Annotated in this window: 23 protein-coding genes, 1 tRNA gene and 1 rRNA gene; 17 read left to right on the top strand and 8 right to left on the bottom strand. The window is 55.1% G+C overall.

Annotated features, from left to right (window positions below):
* Positions 1-317 precede the first annotated feature (317 nt).
* Positions 318-432 (top strand): 5S ribosomal RNA (rrf, locus tag VQ830_RS23870).
* Positions 433-479: 47 nt separating this feature from the next.
* Positions 480-556 (top strand) — tRNA-Met (locus tag VQ830_RS23875).
* Positions 557-678: 122 nt separating this feature from the next.
* Here the strand turns inward: VQ830_RS23875 and VQ830_RS23880 are convergent.
* From VQ830_RS23880 to pcaD, 5 genes are read right to left on the bottom strand one after another with little or no spacing between them, the layout of a single operon-like run.
* Positions 679-1,755, bottom strand: coding sequence for a 3-carboxy-cis,cis-muconate cycloisomerase (locus VQ830_RS23880; RefSeq protein WP_337270669.1), 1,077 nt, complete (start codon positions 1,753-1,755; stop codon positions 679-681).
* Between the two features lie 27 nt (positions 1,756-1,782).
* Complete coding sequence (gene pcaG / locus VQ830_RS23885) at positions 1,783-2,397, bottom strand: protocatechuate 3,4-dioxygenase subunit alpha (protein ID WP_337270670.1); 615 nt, start codon at positions 2,395-2,397, stop codon at positions 1,783-1,785.
* A complete protein-coding gene (gene pcaH / locus VQ830_RS23890) occupies positions 2,397-3,146 on the bottom strand; it encodes a protocatechuate 3,4-dioxygenase subunit beta (RefSeq protein WP_337270671.1) in 750 nt (249 codons plus the stop codon). Before pcaH ends, pcaG begins: the two co-directional genes overlap by 1 nt.
* Positions 3,147-3,148: 2 nt before the next feature.
* Positions 3,149-3,559, bottom strand: a complete 411-nt coding sequence (gene pcaC, locus VQ830_RS23895; RefSeq protein WP_337270672.1) for a 4-carboxymuconolactone decarboxylase — start codon at positions 3,557-3,559, stop codon at positions 3,149-3,151.
* On the bottom strand, positions 3,556-4,365 hold the full coding sequence (pcaD, locus tag VQ830_RS23900) for a 3-oxoadipate enol-lactonase (RefSeq protein WP_337270673.1): 810 nt from the start codon (positions 4,363-4,365) through the stop codon (positions 3,556-3,558). The genes pcaC and pcaD overlap by 4 nt, the downstream gene beginning before the upstream one ends.
* A gap of 91 nt (positions 4,366-4,456) precedes the next feature.
* Here pcaD and pcaQ point away from each other — a divergent pair, with 91 nt between their 5' ends.
* On the top strand, positions 4,457-5,371 hold the full coding sequence (gene pcaQ / locus VQ830_RS23905) for a pca operon transcription factor PcaQ (protein ID WP_337270674.1): 915 nt from the start codon (positions 4,457-4,459) through the stop codon (positions 5,369-5,371).
* A 27-nt stretch (positions 5,372-5,398) separates the two neighbouring features.
* Here pcaQ and VQ830_RS23910 read toward each other — a convergent pair whose 3' ends face one another.
* A complete protein-coding gene (locus tag VQ830_RS23910) occupies positions 5,399-6,160 on the bottom strand; it encodes an IclR family transcriptional regulator (RefSeq protein WP_337270675.1) in 762 nt (253 codons plus the stop codon).
* Between the two features lie 139 nt (positions 6,161-6,299).
* Between VQ830_RS23910 and VQ830_RS23915 the strand changes: the two genes are divergently transcribed.
* From VQ830_RS23915 to pcaF, 3 genes are read left to right on the top strand one after another with little or no spacing between them, the layout of a single operon-like run.
* Entirely contained in the window at positions 6,300-7,007 is a 708-nt protein-coding gene (locus tag VQ830_RS23915) for a 3-oxoacid CoA-transferase subunit A (protein WP_337270676.1), read from the top strand.
* Positions 7,004-7,693: a CoA transferase subunit B gene (locus VQ830_RS23920; protein ID WP_337270677.1), complete on the top strand. Its 690-nt coding sequence runs from the start codon at positions 7,004-7,006 to the stop codon at positions 7,691-7,693. The genes VQ830_RS23915 and VQ830_RS23920 overlap by 4 nt, the downstream gene beginning before the upstream one ends.
* A gap of 10 nt (positions 7,694-7,703) precedes the next feature.
* Positions 7,704-8,909, top strand: a complete 1,206-nt coding sequence (pcaF, locus tag VQ830_RS23925) for a 3-oxoadipyl-CoA thiolase (RefSeq protein ID WP_337270678.1) — start codon at positions 7,704-7,706, stop codon at positions 8,907-8,909.
* Between the two features lie 161 nt (positions 8,910-9,070).
* On the opposite strand, the gene VQ830_RS23930 is transcribed toward pcaF, so the two are convergent.
* Positions 9,071-10,978, bottom strand: a complete 1,908-nt coding sequence (locus tag VQ830_RS23930) for a potassium transporter Kup (protein WP_337270679.1) — start codon at positions 10,976-10,978, stop codon at positions 9,071-9,073.
* A 258-nt stretch (positions 10,979-11,236) separates the two neighbouring features.
* Here VQ830_RS23930 and VQ830_RS23935 point away from each other — a divergent pair, with 258 nt between their 5' ends.
* From VQ830_RS23935 to VQ830_RS23945, 3 genes are all read left to right on the top strand, one after another.
* Entirely contained in the window at positions 11,237-11,914 is a 678-nt protein-coding gene (locus tag VQ830_RS23935; protein ID WP_337270680.1) for an AprI/Inh family metalloprotease inhibitor, read from the top strand.
* A 252-nt stretch (positions 11,915-12,166) separates the two neighbouring features.
* Entirely contained in the window at positions 12,167-13,093 is a 927-nt protein-coding gene (locus VQ830_RS23940) for an ABC transporter ATP-binding protein (protein ID WP_337270681.1), read from the top strand.
* On the top strand, positions 13,090-13,851 hold the full coding sequence (locus tag VQ830_RS23945) for an ABC transporter permease (RefSeq protein WP_337270682.1): 762 nt from the start codon (positions 13,090-13,092) through the stop codon (positions 13,849-13,851). The genes VQ830_RS23940 and VQ830_RS23945 overlap by 4 nt, the downstream gene beginning before the upstream one ends.
* A 231-nt stretch (positions 13,852-14,082) precedes the next feature.
* Here VQ830_RS23945 and VQ830_RS23950 read toward each other — a convergent pair whose 3' ends face one another.
* On the bottom strand, positions 14,083-14,277 hold the full coding sequence (locus VQ830_RS23950; protein WP_337270683.1) for a hypothetical protein: 195 nt from the start codon (positions 14,275-14,277) through the stop codon (positions 14,083-14,085).
* A 257-nt stretch (positions 14,278-14,534) separates the two neighbouring features.
* On the opposite strand from VQ830_RS23950, the gene VQ830_RS23955 reads away from it, so the two are divergent.
* From VQ830_RS23955 to VQ830_RS23990, 8 genes are all read left to right on the top strand, one after another.
* Positions 14,535-16,778: a cation:proton antiporter domain-containing protein gene (locus VQ830_RS23955; protein ID WP_438618617.1), complete on the top strand. Its 2,244-nt coding sequence runs from the start codon at positions 14,535-14,537 to the stop codon at positions 16,776-16,778.
* 440 nt (positions 16,779-17,218) lie between these two features.
* Positions 17,219-18,256, top strand: coding sequence for a LacI family DNA-binding transcriptional regulator (locus VQ830_RS23960; RefSeq protein ID WP_337270685.1), 1,038 nt, complete (start codon positions 17,219-17,221; stop codon positions 18,254-18,256).
* 79 nt (positions 18,257-18,335) lie between these two features.
* On the top strand, positions 18,336-19,943 hold the full coding sequence (locus VQ830_RS23965) for an acyl CoA:acetate/3-ketoacid CoA transferase (RefSeq protein WP_337270686.1): 1,608 nt from the start codon (positions 18,336-18,338) through the stop codon (positions 19,941-19,943).
* Complete coding sequence (locus VQ830_RS23970; RefSeq protein ID WP_337270687.1) at positions 19,943-20,722, top strand: enoyl-CoA hydratase/isomerase family protein; 780 nt, start codon at positions 19,943-19,945, stop codon at positions 20,720-20,722. Before VQ830_RS23965 ends, VQ830_RS23970 begins: the two co-directional genes overlap by 1 nt.
* On the top strand, positions 20,722-22,242 hold the full coding sequence (locus tag VQ830_RS23975) for an aldehyde dehydrogenase family protein (RefSeq protein WP_337270688.1): 1,521 nt from the start codon (positions 20,722-20,724) through the stop codon (positions 22,240-22,242). The genes VQ830_RS23970 and VQ830_RS23975 overlap by 1 nt, the downstream gene beginning before the upstream one ends.
* Before the next feature lie 83 nt (positions 22,243-22,325).
* Positions 22,326-23,588: an ABC transporter substrate-binding protein gene (locus VQ830_RS23980; RefSeq protein ID WP_337270689.1), complete on the top strand. Its 1,263-nt coding sequence runs from the start codon at positions 22,326-22,328 to the stop codon at positions 23,586-23,588.
* A gap of 72 nt (positions 23,589-23,660) precedes the next feature.
* Positions 23,661-24,608, top strand: coding sequence for a carbohydrate ABC transporter permease (locus VQ830_RS23985; RefSeq protein WP_337270690.1), 948 nt, complete (start codon positions 23,661-23,663; stop codon positions 24,606-24,608).
* Positions 24,605-25,537: a carbohydrate ABC transporter permease gene (locus tag VQ830_RS23990; protein ID WP_337270691.1), complete on the top strand. Its 933-nt coding sequence runs from the start codon at positions 24,605-24,607 to the stop codon at positions 25,535-25,537. The genes VQ830_RS23985 and VQ830_RS23990 overlap by 4 nt, the downstream gene beginning before the upstream one ends.
* Position 25,538: the final 1 nt, after the last annotated feature.

A 25,538-nucleotide genomic window follows, 5' to 3' on the forward strand; every position in this document is an offset into this window, starting at 1 on the left:
CGGGTGTGGAAGTGCGGCAACGCATGAAGCTTACCGGTACTAATAGCTCGATTGGCTTAATCGTTCTCATTGACCATGCTCATCTCCACGCAAATGCAACGCATTTGTCGTGACAGCGCAAATGCCAAAGGCATTAGTCGCGTAGATGACTTGTGTCTTCACGCTGTCGCATCCTGCGGATGCTGCGCTGCAGACGGCGCGCCTGATATCGGCGGCTCGGCTTTGCCGGCTGCTGGTGCCAAACGCGCCATCTCCAAAACATCGTGAAAACAAAAACGTGTCACAAAATCCAGCTTCTCATCGTTGCGCTTCGCCGACCTGGTGGTCATAGCGGGGTGGATGCACCCGTTCCCTTTCCGAACACGGCCGTGAAACGCCCCTGCGCCCATGGTACTCCGTCTTAAGACGCGGGAGAGTAGGTCACTGCCAGGTCTGCAAAACGCAACGCTTCTCAGCACAAACCAACCACCACTCAATTCCGCGGGGTGGAGCAGCCCGGTAGCTCGTCAGGCTCATAACCTGAAGGCCGCAGGTTCAAATCCTGCCCCCGCAACCAAAATACCAAAACCATCAAAGTCCAATAACCCCCATGAGGGGCTGAAGCCGTTTGTGCTGCGCGGGTCAAAGCTGACCTTGATCGCATTGTGTAGCGCAATGCGATCCTGACCTACTGAAACCTCAATTGAATGCTGAATTTGACGAACCTTGCTCGTTGATGCCCAATTGTTCTATTCGATCGAGTGTCTTAATACCGACGCGGAGTGAGGCCGCCGTGGCCATCACCATATGCGGCAGGACCAACCATTCGAGTGTCCAAGCTGCGCCCGAGCGTTCCTGTTCGTGTACCATTGCCTGATGTAGGCCCGAGAGCTGGACGGCATTATAGCGGGAGAGGCTTACGAGAATTTCTGCGCCAACCGGGTTCTGCTTGTGCGCCATAGCAGAGGATTTACCTCCACCGCTCGTCATGATTTCCTTTCCGGATTGAGCCATCAGGGCAAGGTCTTGCCCGATTTTTCCGGCTGCCCCCGTCACCGAAGCGAGGCGATGGCCGATCTCGGCGATGACGTCGCGTTGGTTTTGCCATTGCGGAACGTCAGCCAAACCCAGTTTTGCTGCAAGCGCTGTTCTCACGGCAGCGCCGTGTGGTCCGAGCTTGTCGAGAGTTCCAGCTGCGCCGCCGAATTGGACCGGGAACTCAAACTGCTTTAGTGCTGAAAGTTGACGCGTAAGCGGCAGTTGCCAGCTTTGAATGCGATCGTGCACGCTGATCGAAATCGCGGCCTGCATACGCGTATAGGCCATTAGCTTGTTCGATCCGAAGCGCCGATCGAGATCGTCCAGACGTTCGATGATCTGCGTTAGACGATCCAAGAGGATTGCTCGGACCGCCTTCAGCCGAAGCATCAGGCTGGTATCGATCGCGTCCTGACTTGTTGCGCCAAAGTGGACGTATTCCGCTGAGGTGCCGCCGACCGCTTGTCTGAGTTGTTTCACGAGTTCGGGTATCACCACGGAATCCTGTCCGACGGCCACCTTGAGCTTCGCGACATCTGGCTCAAACCTATCGCATGCAGCAACTATGTCCTCCGCCGCTTCTGCAGGAATAAGTCCAAGGCGCGCCTCTGCCTCTGCGAGTGCGGCTTCGAAGCGAAGCATCGCCTTGATATCCGCATCTGCTGAAAGATAGGGAGCAATTTCCTCGTCGCCCAGCAAACCAGACAGAAACGGATGCTCAAAAGGTGAAAACGCCATCATGTCTCCGTCTCAGATGCGCGCCGATTAAATATCGAGGAACACGGTTTCCTTTGGCCCCTGCAGATGGATGTCGAGCGAGTAGGTGTCCCGGTCTTTCTGCGCAATCAATGTTTCTACGCGCTCGCGGTGTTCGATCCTCAAGAGCAATGGGTCAACCGAATTCGCTTCCATCTCGTCGGAAAAATACATGCGGGTATGCAGGCCGATGTTAATCCCGCGCGCGACGATCCAGAGCGTAATATGCGGAGCCATGAGGCGGCCGTCTTTGAATGGAACCTTGCCAGGCTTGATGGTCTCGAACTTGAAATATCCATCCTCACCATTTGTCGGGCAGCGGCCCCATCCGGTAAAGTTCGGGTCGGCGGTGCCGCGCATCTCTGACGGGCTGTTGTAGAGCCCGGCGTTGTCTGCCTGCCAGATTTCCACCACGGCATCTCGAACCAGTGTATCTGCGCCGTCGAAGATGCGGCCGCACACGGTGATGCGTTCGCCAAGAGTCTGATCGTTGATCATCGAATTTCCGAGATCATGATCGTAGATCCCGGGAATATCGCAATAGTTCGGGGTCAGTCCGATATGCACGTAGGGACCGGCAGTTTGCGACGGCGTTTCCTTCAGTCTTTGGAGATCCTGGACCATCAATTGCCCTCCAGCCGGTTTTCAAAAATCGTAGAGCGGCGTCCGCGTAGAACAATATCAAATTTAAAGGCACGCGAATCCATCGGGATCGTCTGACCCCAATCGAGCGGCGCAATCAATTGTTCGATCGCTTTGCGATCCGGGATCGTATTGACGATCGGGCATTTCCAGATCATTGGGTCGCCTTCGAAATACATTTGTGTAATCAGGCGCTGGGCAAAGCCGTGTCCGAAGATCGAGAAGTGAATATGGGCCGGGCGCCAGTCGTTCACTCCGTTGGGCCAGGGATAGGCACCAGGTTTGACCGTGCGAAACGCATAGCGGCCATCATCATCGGTGATGGCACGACCGCAGCCGCCAAAATTAGGGTCGATTGCGGCCAGATAAGTTTCCTTTTTATGACGATACCGGCCGCCGGCATTGGCTTGCCAGAATTCAAGAAGGGCACCGCAAACGGGGCGTCCCTGTTCGTCGAGAACCCTTCCATGGACGATAATCCGCTCTCCGATGGCGCTTTCGCCAGGGCGGGCAAAATTGTGAATGAGATCATTGTCAAGTTCGCCCAAGATCGAATGACCGAAAACAGGACCGGTCACTTCTGAAATCGTGCCATCAAGTGATAGCAAGGCGCGCTGAGGCGAGCGCAGGACTGACGTTTTGTAGCCAGGCGTTAGGGCGGGGGAATGCCAAGCGCGGTCACGCGCAAAAAATGCCCCGGTTTCCGGCCTATGGTTAGAACTTGTGGACATCCTCAGGCCTCCTCATCCGATGTTTTATTTGCATCCAGTTGGTCATAGACGCGTTTTGCGATCTTGATTGCATGGTTTGCGGCAGGTACGCCCGCATAAATGGCGACGTGCAGCAGTGCTTCGCGCACATCTTCCCGCGACGCCCCGGTATTGGCGGTGGCCCGCACATGCATGGCGACTTCATCATCCTGACCGAGCGCCGCGAGAAGCGCGATTGTGATGATCGACCGTTCTCGAGGCGTAAAGTTCGGGCGAGACCAGACATGGCCCCACGCCGATTCCGTGATGAGCGTTTGAAATGGTGCGTCGAACTCGGTGGAGTTTGCAATCGCTCGATTAACATGGTCGTCGCCCAGGACAGAGCGTCTTGTGGCCATGCCCAATCGGTGCCGGTCACTCTCGATATCACTCATTGGCTTCTGCTTACTGCTATGGTTCTACCAAGGAAGTTCTGGATCAGACCTGTCAGTGCTTCGGGCTGTTCGACGCAGGGAATATGGCCTGTACCTTCAATGATTTCACAATGCGCACCAGGGATGAGCCCGGCCGTTCTCCTGATGAGATCGGGCGGCGTTGAACCGTCCTGATCTCCCCCAATGCAGAGCGTTGGCACGGCGATGCGTTTAGCCGCTTCGGTATAATCGGCGTCCCGGATAGAAGCACAGGTAGCTGCATAGCCTTCGTTCGACTGGCGTGCGAGCATATTACAATAACCTTGGAAGGCATGGTTGTCGGGGCTTCTAAAAGCCGGAGTGAACCATCGTTCCATGACTGCATCAACGATACTCGTAATACCGCTTTCCTCGACAGCAGCGATGCGTGCGTTCCACATTTCAGCTGAACCGATCTGGGTAGCCGTGTTGCAAAGGATAAGGGCTTTCACCAGATCGGGCCGTTTGTGGAAGACTGCCTGCGCAACAAGCCCTCCAACGGAAAGGCCGCAGACGACCGCATTTGAGACGTTGAGAAGGTCCAGAAGGCCAATGAGATCTTCTGCGTGATCCTCGATTGAGTAGGGGGTCTTGCCTATATCCGAAAGTCCGTGGCCCCGCTTGTCGTAAAGAATGACAGGATAGTCGCCGGCTAGACGCACGACGATGTCACGCCAGATACGGAAGTCCGTACCGAGCGAGTTTGCGAATACGATGACTGGTTTGTCTGGAGGACCTGCCAAGGTCTGGTAGTGGATTGTGACTTCGTTAATCCGCGCGAACTGCATTGAATTTTCTCCCTCATTTATCTTGGTATATCGATACAGTTAGGTAAAATGACTTTTTTGGTACCTTCTATAGCTTGGAGGTTATGGCTCAATGGGCGAACCAGCAATCAAATTTCGTCACCTTCACGCCTTTATAGAGGTTGCGCGGCTCAAAAGCGTCGTGAAGGCAGCTGGGTTTCTCAACGTGAGCCAACCCGCTGTCACGAAAACCATTCGCGAGCTGGAAGACGCGCTTGGCGTTACGCTGGTGGAACGTGAGGGGCGAGGGATCCGGCTGTCACGTTATGGCGAAGTATTCTTGAAGCATGCTGGGGCGGCAACCGCCGCTCTTCGCCATGGCATAGATTCCGTTTCCCATGAGCGATTGCGAGAAGCGCCTCTGATCCGGGTTGGCGCGCTTCCGACCGTGTCCAGTCGCATCATGCCGCGTGCCATGAATCTTTTTTTGAAGGAGAGAATGGGAAGCCGCGTCAAGATCGTCTCTGGTGAGAACTCAGTGCTGCTGGAGCAATTGCGGTTCGGAGAACTCGATCTCGTCGTCGGTCGGTTGGCCGATGCCGACAAAATGGCCGGGTTCACCTTTGAGCATCTTTACTCCGAACAGGTCGTGTTCGCCGTGCGGGCTAAACACCCGATTTTGTCATCGAACGACTCGCTTTTCTCGCAGCTTTCCCTTTACCCTGTCCTCATGCCAAGCACTGGTTCGATCATCCGCCCCTTCGTTGATCGGCTCCTGATCGCAAATGGCATTTCCGGTATTCCAAGCCAAATTGAGACGATTTCCGACTCCTTTGGCCGAGCTTTCGTGCTGACCAGCGACGCTATCTGGATCATCTCGTCCGGAGTGGTGTTGCGCGATATCCAGAACGGGCTGATCCAGAGATTGCCGATCGACACAAGCGACACGCAAGGACCCGTTGGCCTCACCATGCGGACTGATGTTGTTCCCTCGATTGCAATGTCGTTCTTGCTGCAAACGATCCGGGAGGCTGCAAGCCACCCCTAGCATGATGACGGCTGCCAGTCGGGGCTGCTACGAGAGCACCCCTCGAAGCTCATTGCTCACCTGCTGAAGCGGCGGAAGATAGGCCTCAATCACTGAGGGCATCGGTTCACTCGAGGCGGCAAGCCCTGTGTTCAAGGCCGCTACTACGCTGCCACGCGCGTTTTTCACCGGGACAGCGATAGATCTCAAACTCTGCTCCACCTCTTGATCAACCGCCGCGTAGCCTTGCATACGGACCCGCGCGAGTTCCGTCGTGATGGTCTGGACGTCGTGAAGGGTGCGGTCCGTTCTTCGTTGAAGCGGATGAGACTCCAGAAGTTCACGAGCCTTGTCTTCGGGAAGTGCGGCAAGCATGACACGCCCCATCGATGTGCAATAAGCAGGCAGGCGAGACCCAGGCATGAGCGCGATCGACATCACCTTTCGCTGGGCCGCTCGCGCGACATAGACAATTTCGGCACCGTCCAGAATGGCAACCGACGTGCTTTGATTGATCTTCTCAGACAAGTGATCGAGCCACGGCTGAACGATGCGTGGTAGCGGCATGGAGGCAAGGCAGCCAGTGCCGAGACGCAGGACGCGTGGCGTTACCGTAAAGAACTTCCCGTCATAGGAACAATACCCATGTTCGGCGAGCGTCAGCAGGCATCGTCGTGTGGTTGCACGGTCTAGACCAGCGATCTCTGCCGCGTCCGATATGCTCAATCGCGGTCTTTCGGCCGAAAAAGCTTCTATGACGCGAAGACCCTTCGCCAATCCACCCATCATGTCGCCTTGCTTTATCGTCATTAGGCCCAGGTTCCGATTTGTACGATAATGTAACAAATACACAATAACGCACAAAATTCTTGTGGTCGAGAGCCGCCGAGGCTAGCTTCGGATGAGCTGTAGACTTGGCAAGACCCACACGCGATCAATGGAGTTGCGGATGAATAAAACAACCGAGACCCTGGCGGCGGCTGTATCCGATATAGCGGATGGAGCGAATGTGATGATCGGCGGGTTTGGCGGATCGGGAGCGCCGATAGAGCTTATCCATGCGCTGATCGACAAAGGCCCAAAAAATCTGACGGTCATCAACAACAATGCCGGCAACGGCCGCATCGGCATCGCCGCGATGATTGACGCCGGCATGGTCAGAAAGATGATCTGCTCATTCCCCAAGTCGTCGGATCCACGCGCTTTCACGGATAAATACCTGGCCGGAGAAATTGAGCTGGAACTTGTGCCTCAAGGTACACTTGCAGAGCGTATCCGTGCTGGAGGTGCAGGGATACCGGCATTCTACACGCCGACGGCCTTTGGGACCGAGCTCGCTGTGGGCAAGCCCATTGGGGAATTCGACGGTCGCCTTTATGTTCAAGAGCGGTGGCTAAAGGCCGACTTCGCTCTGATCAAGGCCAATACCGGTGACCGTCATGGCAACCTCACCTACAATAAGGCGGCTCGAAACTTCAATCCGCTGATGTGCATGGCGGCTGCCTGCACAATCGTTCAGGTCTCGAAGATTGTCGAGGCTGGCGAGATCGATCCCGAACACGTCGTAACGCCAGGCATTTTCGTCGATCGTGTTGTCGAGGTTTCGCAGCCACGCCAGGAAGAGGAACTCATTCGAGCTGGAGTAAGCTACGTATGACCATGACCGCACATGAAGAGAAAAAGCTAAGCAACGCCCAGATCGCGTGGCGTGCGGCGCAGGACATTGCTGACGGTGCCTATGTCAATCTCGGCATCGGCTTTCCAGAAATGGTCGCCCGGTACCAGCCGCCGGGGCGCGAAGCGATTTTCCACACGGAGAATGGCATTCTCGATTTCGGTGAAGCGCCGAAAGCAGGCGAAGAGGACTGGGACCTCATCAATGCCGGAAAAAAGGCGGTCACACTGAAGCCGGGTGCCTCGTTCTTCCACCATGCGGACAGCTTCGCGATGGTCCGCGGCGGTCATCTCGATGTCGCAATCCTGGGCGCACTGCAGGTTGCGCAAAATGGGGATCTTGCAAACTGGCGGGTCGGCTCGAAGGGCGTCCCTGCCGTTGGAGGCGCGATGGATCTTGTTCACGGTGCCAAGCAGGTTTTCGTCATCACCGAGCATGTCACAAAGAACGGCGAACCGAAACTGGTTGAGACATGCACGTTTCCTCTTACTGGTGTCGGTTGCATCACGCGTGTCTATACCAGCCATGCGGTGGTCGATATTGTCGATAAACGCTTTGTGCTGCGCGAAAAACTTGCCGATCTCAGTATCGAAAATCTCCAGGCGATGACAGGCGCAAGGCTTCATATCGAGGCTTCCGTGGCCGATCTGATTGTCCCTGAACTGTGAGGAGAATATTGTGGCCGAGGCATTTATCTGCGACTACATCCGCACGCCCATTGGCCGCTTTGGCGGCTCCCTTTCGTCCGTAAGAGCCGATGATCTCGGGGCTATACCGCTCAAAGCGCTCATGGGGCGAAATAGCGGGGTAGACTGGAGCGCGGTTAGTGATGTGGTTTATGGATGCGCCAACCAAGCCGGTGAGGACAATCGCAATGTCGCGCGTATGTCGTTGCTTCTGGCTGGGCTGCCGGATTCCGTCACAGGGACGACCATCAACCGTTTGTGCGGCTCGGGCCTAGACGCAGTCATCACCGCAGCGCGCGCGATCAAAGCGGGCGAAGCTGAATTGATGATTGCCGGCGGTGTTGAAAGCATGAGCCGCGCCCCGTTCGTGATGCCGAAAGCAGAAACAGCATTTTCCCGCACGGCAGAGATTTACGATACAACGATCGGATGGCGCTTCGTCAATCCGACCATGAAGAAGCTCTATGGCGTTGATTCAATGCCCGAGACAGGTGAGAATGTAGCGGAAGACTATAAGATATCTCGTGAAGATCAGGATGCCTTTGCTCTTCGCAGTCAGACTAAAGCTGCCCTTGCCCAGGAAAATGGTCGACTCGCTCGCGAGATCACACCTGTCGCCATCCCGCAGCGTAAGGGAGACCCCGTCGTTGTTTCGGCAGACGAACATCCGAGAGCAACTTCGATCGAGGCGCTTGCAAAACTCGGCACACCTTTCAAAAAAGATGGGGGCACTGTGACAGCCGGGAATGCTTCTGGCGTGAATGACGGTGCAGCGGCGTTGATCATTGCTTCGGAGGCAGCCGCAGTCAAATATGGGCTAACACCGATAGCACGCGTTCTTGCCGGGGCGACAGCCGGTGTTCCTCCTCGTGTCATGGGAATTGGTCCCGCACCTGCGTCCAAAAAGTTGATGGCGCTACAGGGCCTGCAGCAAGATAATTTCGACGTGATCGAACTGAACGAAGCATTTGCCTCGCAGGCGCTTGCCACGTTGCGAGAACTTGGCATTGCCGATGAAGATCCTCGCGTCAATCCGAATGGCGGTGCGATCGCGCTTGGACATCCGCTGGGCATGTCAGGCGCGCGACTGGCTGGTACGGCCGCTCTTGAGCTTTCGTCCCGCAATGGCAACTATGCACTGGCCACCATGTGCATCGGTGTGGGGCAGGGCATTGCGGTTGCACTGGGGCGCGTTTGAGCATTTTTCGTCTAGTTGTATGTGAAGAGATCAGCTCGACTTGCGCAGATCTCCGCGCGTTGTGCCATCTCGATGCCGACAACAACAGGGCAAGCCGTGTTTCATCCCAATGCTGCACCGGCGGTAACCGAACAGTTGGTTGAATTCGATGCGAAATTAAATCAGATCGTCACCTGCTCGCCAAGTTCCAGAACGCGACCGGGCGGAAGTTTGAAATAGCCAGCCGGATCGATCGCAAGATCGGCGAGAACGATATAGAGACTTTCCTGCCATCGCGGCAGACCTGTATTGGGCGTTGCAATCAGTTTGCGGCGGCTCAAGTAAAACGAGGTCTGCATGATTTCGAATCTAAGGCCCTTCTTCCTGCACAAGGTTAGCGCCTTGGTAACGTTGGGCTCTTCCATGAATCCGAAGGTGATGTCGAGTTGGATGAAGTGCTTTGAAAGCACGGTGATTTCAACTCGCTCGCTATCGGCAATGCGCGGCTTGTCCTGTGTCCAGACCGTCAAGATGACATTTTGTTCGTGGATGACGCGATTGTGCCGGAGGTTGTGCAGGAGGACGGCAGGTGCATTGGCGGGAACGCTGGTGAGAAATACGGCTGTGCCCGGCACAATGGAAGGTGCCGCATCTGATTGTCGTTCAATCGAGCGTTCTAAAGACTTGATGAATGCGCTCAGCGGAGCTTCGTTCCGCGCGGCCTTCTTTTTCAGGTATCCCGTCCCCTTCGTCCAGGTCCACATGAGATGCATGATGACGATAGCCATAGCAACCGGCACCCATCCCCCATCATGGATTTTGACGAGGTTGGCCGCAAGAAATACGACTTCGATCAGTACCAGCGGGGCGAGAAGCAAGCCTGTGGTCAGGGGAGTATAGCCCCAAATTGACCGGAGGAACCAAAATGCCATGAGCGTCGTGACCAGCATGGCACCGGTGACGGAGATGCCATAAGCGGTGGAGAGTGATGATGAGTCGCGGAACGAAAAGATCAACAGGATGACGCCGGCGAACAGAATTGCGTTTATCGCTGGTACATAGATCTGACCGGTATGGGTCTCGGATGTAAAACGAATTTTCAAGCGGGGAAGAAATCCGAGGTGGACGGCCTGGCTTGCTAGAGAAAAGGCACCCGTAATGACTGCCTGGCTCGCAATGATCGTCGCGAGCATGGCGAGAATGACCATGGGAACCAAAGCCCAATTCGGGTAGAGGCGGTAGAAGGGGTTTTCGATGGCTGCCGGATCGCTAAGCACAAGTGCGCCTTGCCCGAGATAATTGATCGCAAGCGCAGGGAATACGAGGATAAACCAGGCGACGCTGATCGGCCGGCGCCCAAAGTGCCCCAGATCGGCGTAGAGGGCCTCTGCGCCGGTAACTGTCAGAAAGACGGCGCCGAGGACGATCAGACCTGCCCATCCAACATGGGTAATAAACCAGAGCGCATTGACCGGATTGAGGGCGTGAAGGATCGCCCAGTTGTCCTTGACGTGGATGATGCCTCCCCATGCCATCGCCAAGAACCAGATCGCAGTGATAGGACCGAAAAGTTTCGCGACCGCATCCGTTCCCTTAGATTGTACCGCGAACAAAACAACCATGATGACGGCGGATAGGGGCAGAATGTAAGAAGAAAATGCCGGCGTGACGAGCTTCATCCCTTCCAGCGCAGACATGACCGAGAGAGCTGGAGTAATCATGGCGTCGCCGATAAACAGGGCTGCACCGATAAGTCCTGCAAAGAACAGGACGGGCATGGAGCGACCGGTTTTCTTCATTAGAAGTGCCAGCAGGGCAAGGGTACCGCCTTCACCTTCATTGTCGGCTCGGAGCAGGAAGAGCACATATTTAAACGTTACGATGATGGTCAGCGTCCATATCATCAACGAGATCAGCCCGATGACTTGGTCGTATTGGACGCCGTTCGCTAAAAATGGGCGAAGGGACTCGCGAAAGGCGTAAAGCGGGCTCGTTCCGATATCGCCATAGACAACCCCGATGGATCCCAGAAGAAGGGCCAGAAACTTTCGTGTCTGCGTATCGCTCCCGGGGGTTATTTGATTTGTCATTCGCTCTCCGGGAACAGGTTCGGCTGCAAAGATCAAGAAGGTAGGTTGTACACAATGGAATTTAGGAATTCTAGACGTCCGGCCACGATCGGAAGTGTGACAGAAGCCGTGGCTTGAATCTCCATTTTGCCTGCGATCCAAATCGCTTCCATCCCGAACTCCCGGCGCTCGTTCCAACGCGGGATGTCTCGTTGGACGCTTGCTAGACACGCGAAGCTGTGGCCAAGTGCTGACATGCGCGTTTTTTGGGGGAGAATGATGCGGATGTGGGGCGGAGTGCTGGCAGCGATATTATTGACGGCCTCGAGCGGCATCGCCCGCGCACAAGAGGTTAGCCAAGACATTGTGGATGCGACTATCGGAGAATGGCTGATCGTGTCCGAGGACGGCAGCCTTGGGTGCCACGTTACGCTTGGCAAAGAGAAAACCATCGGCGGACGCATGGTTAAAGAAGGTAATACGTGCGGCGCTCCCTGGCACAATGAGATTGCGGCTTGGGATTTCGCAGGTCCAGGCATCGTCCTGCGCGATGCAACACGAAAAGAAGTCATCGCTTTTGGTGAGCGGGAGGTCGGCCCATGGGTTACCGATATAGAGCGGACGCCTCGCATCTATTTTCTTCCGGAGCCGGGCAACATCGATCGTGCTGCAACTGAGAAAGAAGCGCTCGGCAAATGGGTATTGACCGACAAAAAGGGTAGGGCCCTTTGCCATATCACCCTCTTGGATTCGCCCTCTAAACGCTCCGATGACAGTAAGGGCATAAGGATTGACGGCGATTGCAGCGCAAGCGTCAAAAAGAAAGTGGAGGCTTGGCAAATCGATGAGATCAAACTCGGTATCATCGGTGGCGAAGACTATTCGTATTCTATGAGCCCTGACACTGAAGGCTTCGTGACGGATGATGGTAGATTCCGTCTAAGACGGGATCAATGAGCCCTAGAGACACAGCTTTTCATTCACTGGACGTTCGAATGCTGATCGGCCACGTCATCAGCTGCCGCTTGTTTGGACAGCTCTTTTAAATGTCGTTGTACTGCATTTGATGATGCCATCTGGCTTTGACTTTTGATGGCAAATGGAATGCAGGCGAGGGCGCGAGCACGCTGCATCTAATTCGACCGTTCCAGATGTCAGCTTTTGGATCTGCAACTATATAAGGGCGGAACGAAGAAGCGACCGAGGCCTATGACTCCTATCATTTCTATCCGCAAACTCACCAAACGATATGCCAATGGCTTCGAAGCCCTGAAAGGTGTTGATCTAGACGTAGCGAAGGGAGAGATCCTTGCACTGCTGGGCCCGAACGGTGCGGGCAAAACGACGCTGATTTCCATTATCTGCGGCATTGTCAATGCGAGCAGTGGCAACGTGCAGGTCGGCGGAAATGACATCGTCAAGGACTTCCGTAAAACACGAACGATGATCGGTCTGGTTCCGCAAGAGCTGACCACCGATCAATTTGAAACGGTGTGGAATACCGTAAGCTTTTCCCGCGGCTTGCATGGCAAGAAAGCAAACCCTGGACATATTGAAAAGGTGTTGCGGGACCTCTCCCTCTGGGACAAGAAAGATAACACGCTGCGGCAACTTTCAGGCGGCATGAAGCGACGCGTTTTGATCGCCAAGGCTTTGAGCCACGAGCCTGAAGTGCTTTTTCTCGATGAGCCGACTGCAGGCGTCGATGTCACCTTGCGAAAAGATATGTGGCGCGTCGTCGAGAGGCTGCGCGAGTCCGGCGTTACGATCATTCTGACAACCCACTACATCGAAGAAGCTGAAGCGATCGCCGACAGGATTGGCGTGATCAATGGCGGTAAGCTTCTCTTGATAGAAGAGAAGGCTGCGCTGATGGCAAAGCTCGGACGTAAACAATTGATCTTGGAGCTGACTGACCCTCTTTCGACACTTCCCGAGGGGTTTGCGGCTCACGAACTGTCACTTGAAAACGACGGTTACCGGCTTGTTCATACGTTGGACAGGGATACTGAGCAAGAAAATGCCGCTCAACTTCTGATCCGTCTAACTTCAGCAGGAGTTAGATTTAAGGATCTATCGACACGCCAGAGTTCTCTTGAAGATATTTTTGTTGCTCTGGTAGGAGACGCCAAATGAATTTCGAAGCGGTCAAGTCAATCTATCTTTTCGAGATGGCGCGAACCCGTCGTACGCTGTTACAGAGCGTAGTCTCTCCCGTCATATCAACCTCTTTGTATTTCATCGTTTTTGGGGCGGCAATCGGGACCAAGATACAAACCATGGAAGGGGTCTCCTATGGCGCGTTTATAACGCCCGGTTTGATCATGCTCGCCCTCCTCGGCCAATGTATCAGCAATGGATCTTTCGGCATCTATTTCCCAAAATTCACGGGCACGATCTATGAGGTACTGTCTGCTCCTGTCGCTATGACTGAGATCCTGCTTGGTTACGTGGGAGCGGCGGCGACCAAAGGCTTGTTGATAGGAGTTATCATTTTGTTCACGGCGAGTCGTTTCGTCCCCATCCAGATCGAACATCCTCTAATGGTTGTGGTGTTTTTCCTGTTAACGGCCGTGACATTCAGTCTGTTTGGCTTCTTGATCGGGATATGGGCAGGCAATTTCGAACAACTGAACCTAATTCCGATGTTGGTAGTCCCTCCACTTACTTTCTTGGGCGGAAGTTTCTATCCGATCAGTATGCTGCCACCTTTCTGGCAGACGGTAAGTCACGCCAATCCCGTTCTCTATCTGATCAGCGGATTTCGGTGGAGTTTCTACGGAAAATCTGACGTTAATCCGCTGGTGAGCCTTGGGATGATTGCTGTATTTCTAGCACTCTGTCTTGGGGTTCTTGGTTGGATGTTCAAAACTGGACATCGATTGAGGAACTAATCCATTTGTCGGTAAGATACGGGATGTAGCGTATAACAAAGATGGGTAAGAATACCTTTTTGCCTGAACGTCTAAGGGCGCCTGGGTGGCGTTGACAGCTTGCTCCTGTTTGTTTGGTGGCAAAGAAAAAGTCGGTCAGGCTAGAAAAGAGCTTCAGCCACGCAAACGTTCATGTGAAGTTGCGGCCGGCTTACCGGTTGTCTGAGCTTGCCCCGGCTACTTAAGCTGGCCTTAACCGACGGCGACATCAGTGGACGTGCGATCCAACTCATCCTTGCGGTGAACATCCGCTCTATGGGAAGAGGCGAGAAGCCTATCAAGCTCCTCTCGGTCGGCGCCGAAACGTGCAATATATCGCAGAGCTTGTTGATGGCTGATCTGATAGCGGTCGGCAAGTCCTTCCGCTGTGTAAATTGAGCCCGTCATCACCAGTTCCTTTCTACTCACAAGAAACGAAAAGGACGTCGAAACTGTTCCTCAGAAATGGTTCTAGGCTTCGGCAAATTTCGGTTGACGAGCGCGCATCTCAACCGCCAAAACGGTTTTGACTGCGGCTTTCGAAAAGATCAACTGACGCCTGCCGACGGGAACAGAAGATCCTCGAAACCGTTCTTGCAGAACATCACAGGAATTCTCCACGCATGATTACCTGGACACGTTCCGCGCGTCTCCGACACTTGTGGATGTCGGTCCTTGCGGGCTGCATCTTCTTCAACAATTCAATGTTTGCATTTGCAGCAGAGGGAAAGACCTCAGGACCGTCTGAGGCTCTTTTTCTGATCCAGGTCGTTGTGCTGGTTGTTTTGGGACGACTGCTCGGCGAAGCAATGGTCCGGATCGGCCAACCGTCGATCATGGGCCAGATTATCGGCGGCATCCTTCTTGGGCCGTCCGTTTTCGGACTGCTCATGCCCGGTTTGCAGTCAACGCTGTTCCCTGACATTGCCACCCAAAAGGCAATGACGGATGCGGTTGCGCAACTCGGAATTCTCTTTCTGCTGCTTCTCGCCGGCATGGAAACCGATCTTGCCTTAGCCCTCCGATTGCGCCGTGCGGCGGCCGGAGTTTCCCTTAGTGGTATCGTTGTTCCTTTCGCATTCGGCTTTGGGCTTGGCGAAATCTTGCCGGCAAGTCTCCTGCCGAACCCTGATGCCCGGCTTGTAACGTCTCTCTTCATCGGAACGGCGCTCTCCATTTCCTCAGTAAAGATTGTCGCGTCCGTTGTTCGAGAAATGGACTTCATGCGAAGGAATGTCGGGCAGTTGATCGTCGCCTCGGCAATCATAGACGATACAGTTGGCTGGGTGATTATCGCGGTGACCTTCAGCCTGGCGGAAAACGGTGCCGTGGACCTGCGCACCGTTGCGGAAAGCGTCATCGGCACGATTGCGTTCATGGCGTTCAGCTTCACGATCGGTCGCCGGATTGTCTTTGAAATCATTCGCTGGACGAACGACAAATTCAAAAGCGATTTGCCTGTGCTCAGCGCCATTGTCGCAATCATGGGCGTGATGGCGATCGTGACAGATGCGATCGGGGTCCACACTGTTCTCGGTGCGTTCGTAGCGGGAATTCTGGTCGGACAATCACCAATCTTGACTCGTCAGATCGAGACCCAGTTGAGGGCACTCACCACCGCTCTCTTCATGCCGGTATTTTTTGGTTTGACCGGTCTCCACACGGACCTCAGCGTGCTTGCCGACCCGTCGATCTTGCTGCTCGCAATCGGGTTGATTGTCATTGCCAGTATTGGAAAGTTTGGCGGAGCCTTTGTCGGCGCGAAGTTCGGTGGGTTTTCCAATGCGGAGGCAATGGCGCTTGGTTGCGGCATGAATGCGCGCGGCTCGACAGAGGTCATCGTCGCGTCGATCGGTCTTTCAGTGGGGGTCCTCGATGAGAGACTGTTTTCCGTCATTGTTGCGATGGCTGTGGTGACCACCATGGCGATGCCGCCTTCACTTCGGTGGGCATTGGCGCGTCTTCCCATGCGTGCAGAGGAAAAGCATCGCTTGAAGCAAGAGGCGTTCGAGGAGCAGAGCTTTATCTCGCAACTCGAACGCATTTTGCTGGCAACCGATCATTCCGCCAGCAGCGATTTGGCCGCACGCATCTCCGGGCACTTTGCTGCGCTGCGCAAGATGCCCGTGACTGTTCTGGATATTGTTGCCGGTAACGAAAAGCAGCAGGCACCCACCGGGGATATGACGCCGCCAATCGAAAACCGTTCACAAGGCATTAGCGAGCGCGTCAGAGAGAGTGCGGAAACTGCCGTTGAGGCGCAGCAGAATGAAGAGCAAGGCAGCAATGATCCCGTCCATATCTCGGTGCGGGACAAGGATGCAAAGCTGGAGGATATTCTCACTGAAAGCGCTGAAAAAGGTCACGACATCATGTTTGTCGGGATCGAACCCACAACTGGCGAAAGAGGCCGATATAGCCGGCAGTTGACTGCCATGGTTGCCGCTTTCAAGGGCGCTACCGCGATTGTTGCGTCCCGAGGGATACTGCCCGAAGACGACAAGGATTTGAGAATTCTTGTCCCCATCAGTGGAACGGAGCGATCAATGAGGGCGGCTGAATTTGCCTTCGTGGTCGCCAAGGCTGCGGGTGCTTCGGTGACGGCCGTTTATTTCCGCGATCCGGCGCAGGCTGTGAAGCTTCCGCGGATCAGCGATGGCGGAAATGCGCATCGCGTGGCGCTCGCCCAGCTGGATGATATCGCATCATTTTACGGTGTCGATGTCTCCAAGATCGCGCCCGAGGAATCGACGCCTGAGCTGGCAATATTGAAACACGCCCGCCAGGGGCGCTTCAACTTGATCATTCTCGGCGTCAGCCGCCGCGCTGGAAAGCAACTCTCTTACGGTCGCGTTGCCGATACCCTGCTTGAGACCGCAGATCGCTCCTTCGTCTTCATAGAAACCTAACATTAGTTGAACGCTGCCGCTTCCCGGGCCTTTCGGCTCGCGCGAGTTTTGTCGTTGGACAAACATCAGATCTGTCTAACGTTCCGCGAATTACCAGCAGCTCGTGTGGACAGCTCCTTGAGAGTAACGGCAGTCGGTCCTTACGCTACACCCCTGTCTTCACGTTAATCTGGCTGATGTTAGCTCTTCAATCCATAATGTTGGAGCGTCCTGCATCTGCAGGCCTCACGTGACTATGGGATAAATCAAGTTCTTTTGATTTAGAACGTTCCAATTTTTCCCCAGTTGTAAGAAATGCTCCGACGTAATGAGTATATTAAAATAGTTATATATCAATAGCATAATGCTTTATCCTATACTTAAGCTTCAATAATAAGAATCCTCTTGTAAAATTGGAACGTTCCAAATAAGACTTCTGTTAGTGGAGACAGGAGGGTTCGTTGACGAAGGATCGGGTGACCGTCGTCGATATTGCGAAAGTGGCGGGCGTGTCAAAGTCGACCGTCTCGCTGGTCTTGCGTGGATCGCCCTTGGTGAACGAGGCTACGCGGGCAAAGGTCAATGCTGTGATGCGCGACCTTGGCTACGTTTATAATCGCGGCGCCGCTAATTTGAGGCAGTCTGGATCCAATTCAAAGATCATCGGCGTTGTGGTCAACGATCTCACCAATAGCTTTTTTGCGGAGCTTGCGGTCGGTGTCGACATCGTCGTGCAGTCAGCTGGCTTTGTTCAATTTCTTTCCAACACGAGCGAAAGTGTTGATCGCCAGCGAGAAGTCATTGCCTCCATGCGCGAGCATGGCATTTCCGGTCTGATCCTGTCGCCGGCGAGGGGCACCGAGGGCGCTGACCTCAAGCCGCTGGTATCGGCCGATATCCCCGTCGTCGTTGCGGTAAGGAACGTTCCCGGAGCCAAAGTTTCCTCGATCTGCTCCGACAATCGCGAAGGCTTATTTGCTGCCGTCCGGCATCTCGCTTCGCTAGGTCATCGGCGTATTGCTTTCCTCGGCGGATTTGGCGACACGGCCGTTTTTCAGGAGCGGGTGGACGGTTACCGTGATGCCGTTTCTGCCTGTCTGGTCGATCAGGACGATGATCTTGTTTTCGATGCGCCGCCCTCGAGAGCTGGTGGTGCGGATGCGATCGGCCGTGCCATATCACTTGTCAACAAGCCGACTGCTGCTGTTTGCTTTAACGATGCGGTTGCATTTGGAGCTTGTGACGGCCTGCGAGCGAACGGAATTGAGCCTGGCAAGGACTTCGCCGTAGTCGGTTTTGACGACGTGATTGAAGCCAAAACCGCGGTGCCTGCCCTAACGACTATTTCGGTTGACCCGCAAGGCATGGGTAGGCGGGCCGCGCAGCTTCTTCTCAAGCAAATCAGTGCTGGCAAGGCTGAGGCGGAAAGCATTGTTTCCTCTGTTCGTCTTGTCGTCCGGGAAAGCTGCGGTGCGGCTCTCGAAAGGGCCGAGGCATGATTGATCCCTGCAAATTTATCAACATTGCCGAGGCGGTCGCCGCATGCGCTGCCGTGACGTTCGAATAGGGCTGTAGACGATGAGCAAACATATCACCCCCACCGAGGCTGCAGCTTTAATCCCGGACGGCGCAATTGTTTCTGTCTCATCGTCAAGCGGGTTGGGCTGCCCGGATTTGATGTTGAAGGCGATCGGAGAGCGGTTCGACGAAACTGGACACCCGCGCGACTTGACCACGCTTCATCCCATCGCGGCGGGTGATATGAGCGGCATAAAAGGTATCGACTACATCGCCAAGAAGGGGCTTCTGAAAAAGATTATTGGCGGATCCTATCCGTCCGGGCCATCGAGTGCGGAGCCGCCGATCATCTGGCAGATGATCACGAATAACGACATCCCGGCCTACAACATTCCCTCAGGCATCATGTTCGACATCCACCGTGAAGCGGCGGCAAAAAGACCAGGCGTTCTGACAAAAGTCGGTCTCGACACCTTCGTCGACCCGCGTCGACAGGGCTGCGCCATGAATGAACTTGCCTCTCGAGAGGCGGTCGTGAAGCCTATGTCCTTCGAAGGCGATGACTATCTCTTCTTTCCGGCAATTGTGCCGAAAGTTGCAATCATCAGGGCGACGACCGCGGACGAAAGAGGAAATCTGACCTATGAGCACGAGGGTGCTTATCTGGGTGGTCTCGATCAGGCCTTAGCCGCGCGCAACAATGGCGGCATTGTCATTGCGCAGGTCAAGCGTATCACGAAAGAAGGGTCGTTGAAGCCCCACGATGTCCGGGTGCCCGGCATGCTCGTCGATTACATCATCGTCGATCCAGATCAGAAGCAGACCACGCAGACCCTCTACGATCCGGCAATTTCCGGTGAGATCATGCGACCTCTGGATAGCTTCAGGGTTCCGGAATTCAATATCCAGAAAGTGATCGCGCGCCGGGTTGCGCAAGAATTGCAGGCGGGCAGCTGTGTCAATCTTGGCTTTGGGATCTCTGCCAATGTCCCGAGAATCTTTCTGGAAGAGGGCCTTCATGGAGCCGTGACATGGGTCATTGAACAAGGTGCAGTCGGCGGTGTTCCGTTGCTTGATTTCGCGTTCGGCTGCGCCTCGAACGCAGATGCCTATATGCCGTCGCCTTACCAGTTCACCTATTTCCAGGGCGCGGGGTTTGATGCATCGCTCCTGTCGTTTCTCGAAATCGGAAAAGACGGTTCCGTCAACGTTTCGAGGCTTTCGTTTCGTCCGCACGTGACGGCGGGTGCAGGCGGATTTGTCGACATTACGGCCCGGGCAAAGAAGATCGTCTTTTCCGGCATGTTCAACGCCGGCGCCAAACTATCGATATCGAACGGAAAGCTCGTCATTGAGAAGGAAGGCAAGCTCAAGAAGCTCGTCAATGAGGTAGAGCATGTCACGTTCTCTGGTAAGCGCGCGATCCAGCAAGGACAGGATATTACCTATGTGACCGAACGAGCCGTTCTCAAGTTGACGCAGAACGGACTTGTCCTCACCGAAATCGCTCCTGGCGTCGATCTGCAAACCCAGATTCTCGATCAAGCCGACTTTCCGCTGATCGTATCCGAAGAGCTGAGGCTGATGGACGCAAGACTGTTCAGCGAGGAGCTTATAGGTCTTTCTCTTTCGACCAAGAGCCCACGCGTTCTGGAAGGCGTTCTTTGATGGCCAACGGAACAGTGAAGGTCGATGTCATCGGTCATGTCGCAGTCATGACTGTTTCTCGTCCTGAAAAGTTGAACGCTCTCGATCTCGATATGCTGAAGGCGCTTGGGGCTGCCGCCGACGAGGTGGAAGCCAACACGCAGGTGCGTGCAGCTATTCTGACAGGCGAAGGCAAGGGCTTTTCAGCAGGCGGCGATATCAGAGCATGGGGCGGCATGCGTCCGGAGGAATTCGGTCATGCCTGGGTGCGCTACGGTCATCGCGTTTTCGAGCGTTTAGCGACCCTGCGGGTTCCCCTCATTGCAGCTCTCAACGGCCACGCCCTCGGCGGAGGACTTGAGCTGGCCGGCGTTGCCGATATCCGCATTGCAGAGGAGCAAATCAAAATCGGGCTTCCCGAAACTGGTTTAGGCATGGTGCCAGGCTGGTCCGGTACGCAACGTCTGGTCAAGAGGTTCGGCCCGCAGGTCGTGCGCCGTATGGCGCTTGGCGGCGAAATCTTTACTGCACCAGAAGCACGCTCACTGGGTCTCGTAGATATTGTCACAGAAACTGGAAATGCACTCAGTTCTGCCAGGAGCTATGCCGAACGTATCGCTACGCGCGGTCCCGCTGCGTTGGAAGTTGTCAAACTCATGATCGCTGCTGCAAGCGGCGAGGATAATGGCAGCGCGGTGGAAGCGCTCGGCTCGATCCTTGTCGCGAAGACGGGCGATCTTAAGGAGGGCGTCGCATCCTTTGTCGAAAAGCGCCCCGCCACGTTCAAAGGAGAATGGTAATGACGGTTCTGGTCACGCCCAAAGCGCTCACCGATCACAAGGTTCGCGATTTTTCAATGTTGATCGACGGGAAGTGGGAGCCGGCAAATTCGCCGCCAATCGAGCGGATAGCGCCGGGCCATGGCGTCGTTGTCAGCCGTTTTCCGGCGGGAACGAGAGCTGATGCCGAGCGTGCCATAGCGGCAGCACGCAAGGCGTTCGATCAAGGTTCCTGGCCCCGGATGACCGCATCCGAACGGTCTGCTGTGCTTCTGAAGGCTGCCGACCTGATTTCAGCAAGATCGGAAGAACTGGCGCTGCTGGATGCGATCGAGGCTGGTAAGCCGATCTCACAGGTCAGGGGTGAGATCGCTGGCTCTGTCGACATCTGGCGCTATGCTGCGGCTTTGGCCCGTGATCTGCATGGCGAAAGCTATAATACATTAGGAGACGGAACTCTCGGCGTTGTCCTGCGCGAAGCAATCGGCGTCGTCTCCATTATTACGCCATGGAACTTCCCGTTTCTCATCGTCGCCCAGAAATTGCCATTTGCTCTTGCTGCTGGCTGTACTGCTGTCGTCAAGCCATCCGAGCTTACATCTGGCTCGACGGTCATTTTGGGTGAAATCCTTTTGGAAGCAGGCGTTCCCGCAGGTGTCGTCAACATCGTGACAGGGACCGGGCCCGAAGTCGGCGCAGTAATGACCTCCCATCCTGATGTGGATATGGTCTCGTTTACGGGCTCGACGGGCGTTGGCCGTCAGACGATGGTCAGCGCGGCGCAGACCCTCAAGAAGGTGTCCCTGGAGCTTGGCGGCAAGAATCCGCAGATCGTTTTTCCCGATGCCGATCTCGACTCCTTCATAGATGCCGCTGTATTTGGCGCTTACTTCAACGCCGGTGAATGCTGCAATGCCGGATCGCGGCTGATCCTCCACAAGAGCATTGCTTCAGATGTCGTACAGCGCATCGCGGATCTTGCCCGCCATGTAAAGGTCGGCGATCCGCTCGATCCTGCCACGCAGGTGGGGGCCATCATCACGCCGCAACATCTGGACAAGATCAATGCCTATGTCGCCGGCGCTCAGGCGGGCGGCGCCAAGCTTGCTTATGGGGGAGAGCCGCTCGATTTCGGCATGGGGCAATTTATGGGGCCGACCATTCTCGATGCTGTTCAACCTGAAATGGCGGTTGCCCGTGAAGAGGTGTTCGGTCCTGTCCTTTCCGTGTTGACGTTTGAAACGACGGCGCAAGCAATCGGGATCGCTAATGCCATCGACTACGGCCTGTCGGCTGGCGTTTGGAGCCGCGATTTCGATACGTGCCTAACGATTGGACGCAAGGTGAGGGCAGGCACCGTGTGGATGAACACGTTCATGGACGGGGCCAGCGAACTCCCGTTCGGGGGCTATAAGCAAAGCGGGTTAGGCCGTGAGTTGGGGCGGCATGCCGTGGAGGATTACACTGAGACGAAAACACTGAACATGCACATTGGCGGGCGCACCAACTGGTGGATGCCGCAGAATGAGAAGCTGGCATAGCCAGCCGGAATACACGCTCGAGGAGGGCGGGTACTCGATGCGGGAATGGTCTCGCATCTTCAAACTTGCGCTGGGAGATAGAGATGAGCAAGTTTTTAACGACGACTGCAATGTTGGTGCTGGCTTTGGCTGGCGCACACACGGCCGCGCGGGCTGCCGATGTCAAGGAAGTGCAAATGTTGCATTGGTGGACATCCGGTGGGGAGGCCGCGGCGCTCAATGTTTTGAAAGGTGACCTCTCCAAGGAAGGTTACGCGTGGAAAGACGTCCCCGTTGCCGGCGGCGGCGGTGACGCCGCTATGACAGCTCTGAAGGCAATGGTTGCCGCAGGCAATTATCCCACAGCCTCTCAGATGCTGGGATATACCGTACTGGACTATGCGCAGGCCGGTGTGATGGGAGACCTCACCGAGACCGCAAAGCAGGAAGGCTGGGACAAAGCCGTTCCTGCAGCTCTTCAGAAATTTTCCGTCTATGACGGAAAATGGGTTGCAGCTCCCGTCAATGTTCATTCGGTGAACTGGCTTTGGATCAACAAGTCCGTCATGGACAAGATTGGCGGCACACAGCCGAAAACCTTCGATGATCTGATCGCCCTTCTCGACAAGGCAAAGGCTGCTGGCGTCGTTCCACTGGCGCTGGGTGGGCAGAATTGGCAGGAAGCGACGATGTTCGATTCCATCGTCATGTCGACCGGCGGTCCTGACTTCTACAAGAAGGCGATGAACGACCTCGATGAAGCCTCGCTGAAGTCCGACACCATGAAGAAATCGTTCGATAATCTTGCCAAGATTGTCAAATATGTCGATCCAAACTTCTCCGGCCGCGACTGGAACCTTGCGACAGCCATGGTGATCAAGGGTGATGCCCTCGTGCAGGTCATGGGAGATTGGGCAAAAGGCGAGTTTGTCGCCGCCAAGAAGAAGCCTGACAGCGATTTCCTTTGCTATCGCTTCCCTGGCACCGAAGGCAGCGTGATCTATAACTCCGATATGTTTGGTATGTTCAACGTGCCTGCCGATCGCAAGGCTGCCCAAGTTGCCTTGGCCAAGGCAACGCTCTCGAAGAGTTTCCAGTCTGCCTTCAACGTTGTCAAAGGCTCGGTGCCCGCTCGTACGGACGTTCCCGATACGGACTTCGACGCTTGCGGCAAGAAGGGTATAGCCGATCTCAAGGCTGCCAATGCCGATGGCAAGCTCGTCGGTTCCCTGGCGCAGGGCTACGGGGCTCCGCCAGCGATCGCCAATGCCTACAAGGATGTGGTTTCCAAGTTCGTCCATGGTCAGATCAAGACCTCTGACGAAGCTGTAAGCCAACTCGTTCAGGCGATCGACGACGCTCGCTAAGACCGATCAGAAGACCTTCTCCGCCTATCGGCGGAGAAGGTTGATCGTCTACCGATCCCAGAGGACCCTATCATGAGCAGCGTCGCGACCAGCGAACCCATTTTGACGCCGGCGAAATCCGCTTCCATGCGCGCCAGATTTCAGACGATCTTGCCGCAGATCGTGTTGGCTCCAAGTTTCGCCATCACCATAATCTTCGTGTACGGTTTCATTGTGTGGACGGCGTATCTATCGTTCACGAACTCCAAGACGTTTCCGTCCTACACTTTGACGGGCACGCGGGCCTATGAACGCCTGTGGCGCTGGACTTTTGAAAGCGATCCCCCGTCGTCCTGGTACACCTCGATCACCAACATGGGAATCTTCGGCGTTCTCTACGTTTCAATATGTTTGTTGCTCGGTCTTTTTCTGGCGATCCTGCTTGATCAGAAAATTCGCGGAGAGGGCGTCTTGCGCCCGATCTTTCTCTACCCAATGGCCCTGTCGTTCATTGTGACAGGGGTTGCCTGGAAATGGTTTCTCGATCCCGGCCTCGGCCTTGAACAGACGCTTCATCATTTCGGATGGACGAGTTTTCATTTCGACTGGATCAAGAACAAGGATTTCGTGATCTACACAGTGGTAATTGCTGGTGTCTGGCAGGCCTCCGGCTTTGTCATGGCGATGTTTCTGGCCGGGCTGCGCGGCATCGATAGCGAAATCATGAAGGCGGCTCAGATCGATGGAGCTTCGACCCTGCAGCTTTATCGCCGGATCATTATACCCATGCTGCGACCGGTATTCTTGTCCGCGTTCATCGTCCTCGCCCATATGGCGATCAAATCCTACGACCTTGTTGTCGCATTGACGTCAGGTGGTCCGGGCGGATCGGCGTGGCTGCCATCCAATTTCATGTACGAATACACCTTCAAGCGCAATGAGATGGCGGTTGGCTCTGCCAGTGCAATCATAATGCTGATGACCATCTCGGCGATCATCGTTCCCTATCTTTACTCCGAACTGAGGGAGAAGGCACGATGAGCCTCGAAGCGACCTCCCAATCTGCCATGAACGGCATCTGGTTACGCCGGACAGCGATCTATGGCCTGCTGATTATCTTCGCCATTCTCTACCTCATGCCGCTCTTCGTGATGCTTGTGACCTCGTTCAAGACGATGGATGAGATTCAGAACGGCAATATGCTCGCACTGCCGCAATCACCGACATTCGAACCTTGGCTGAAGGCTTGGGGAGAGACCTGCGTCGGGCTGACCTGCGCTGGCATCAAGGGTTATTTCTGGAACTCGATCAAGATGGTCGTTCCAGCCGTGGCCATTTCCACCATACTGGGCGCTCTAAACGGATATGTGCTGACGAAGTGGCGGTTCCCCGGCCACACGCTCGTCTTCGGCCTGATGCTGTTCGCTTGCTTCATTCCATTTCAGTCTGTGCTTCTGCCGATGGCGACCATTCTTGGAAGTCTTGGGCGGTTTGGCAATTTGCTTCGCGATCAAATCGGCGTCTCGCTCGGCTTCGGCGATCCGACAGTGAACCTCGTCATCGTCCATGTGATCTATGGTCTCGGCTTCACGACGCTCTTTTTCCGAAACTACTACGAGGCATTTCCGAATGAACTCGTTCGTGCTGCGCAGGTCGATGGAGCAAGCTTTTTTCAGATCTTCCGTCGCATCATGTTGCCCAATTCTCTACCGATCATCGTGGTGACGGTGATCTACCAGTTCACGAATATCTGGAACGACTTCCTGTTTGCCTCCGCTTATGCCGGCACGGGTGATTCCATGCCGATGACGGTTGCGCTGAACAACGTCGTCAACACTTCCACCGGCGTGGTCGAATACAATGTCAACATGGCTGCGGCGATGATCGCCGCCATGCCAACGCTCCTCGTCTACATTCTCGCCGGCCGCTATTTCGTTCGCGGTCTGATGGCGGGCGCCGTGAAAGGATAAG

Origin of the sequence: Oryzifoliimicrobium ureilyticum (genome assembly GCF_037199735.1) — a bacterium.
Taxonomy (GTDB): Bacteria; Pseudomonadota; Alphaproteobacteria; order Rhizobiales; family Rhizobiaceae; genus Rhizobium; species Rhizobium ureilyticus.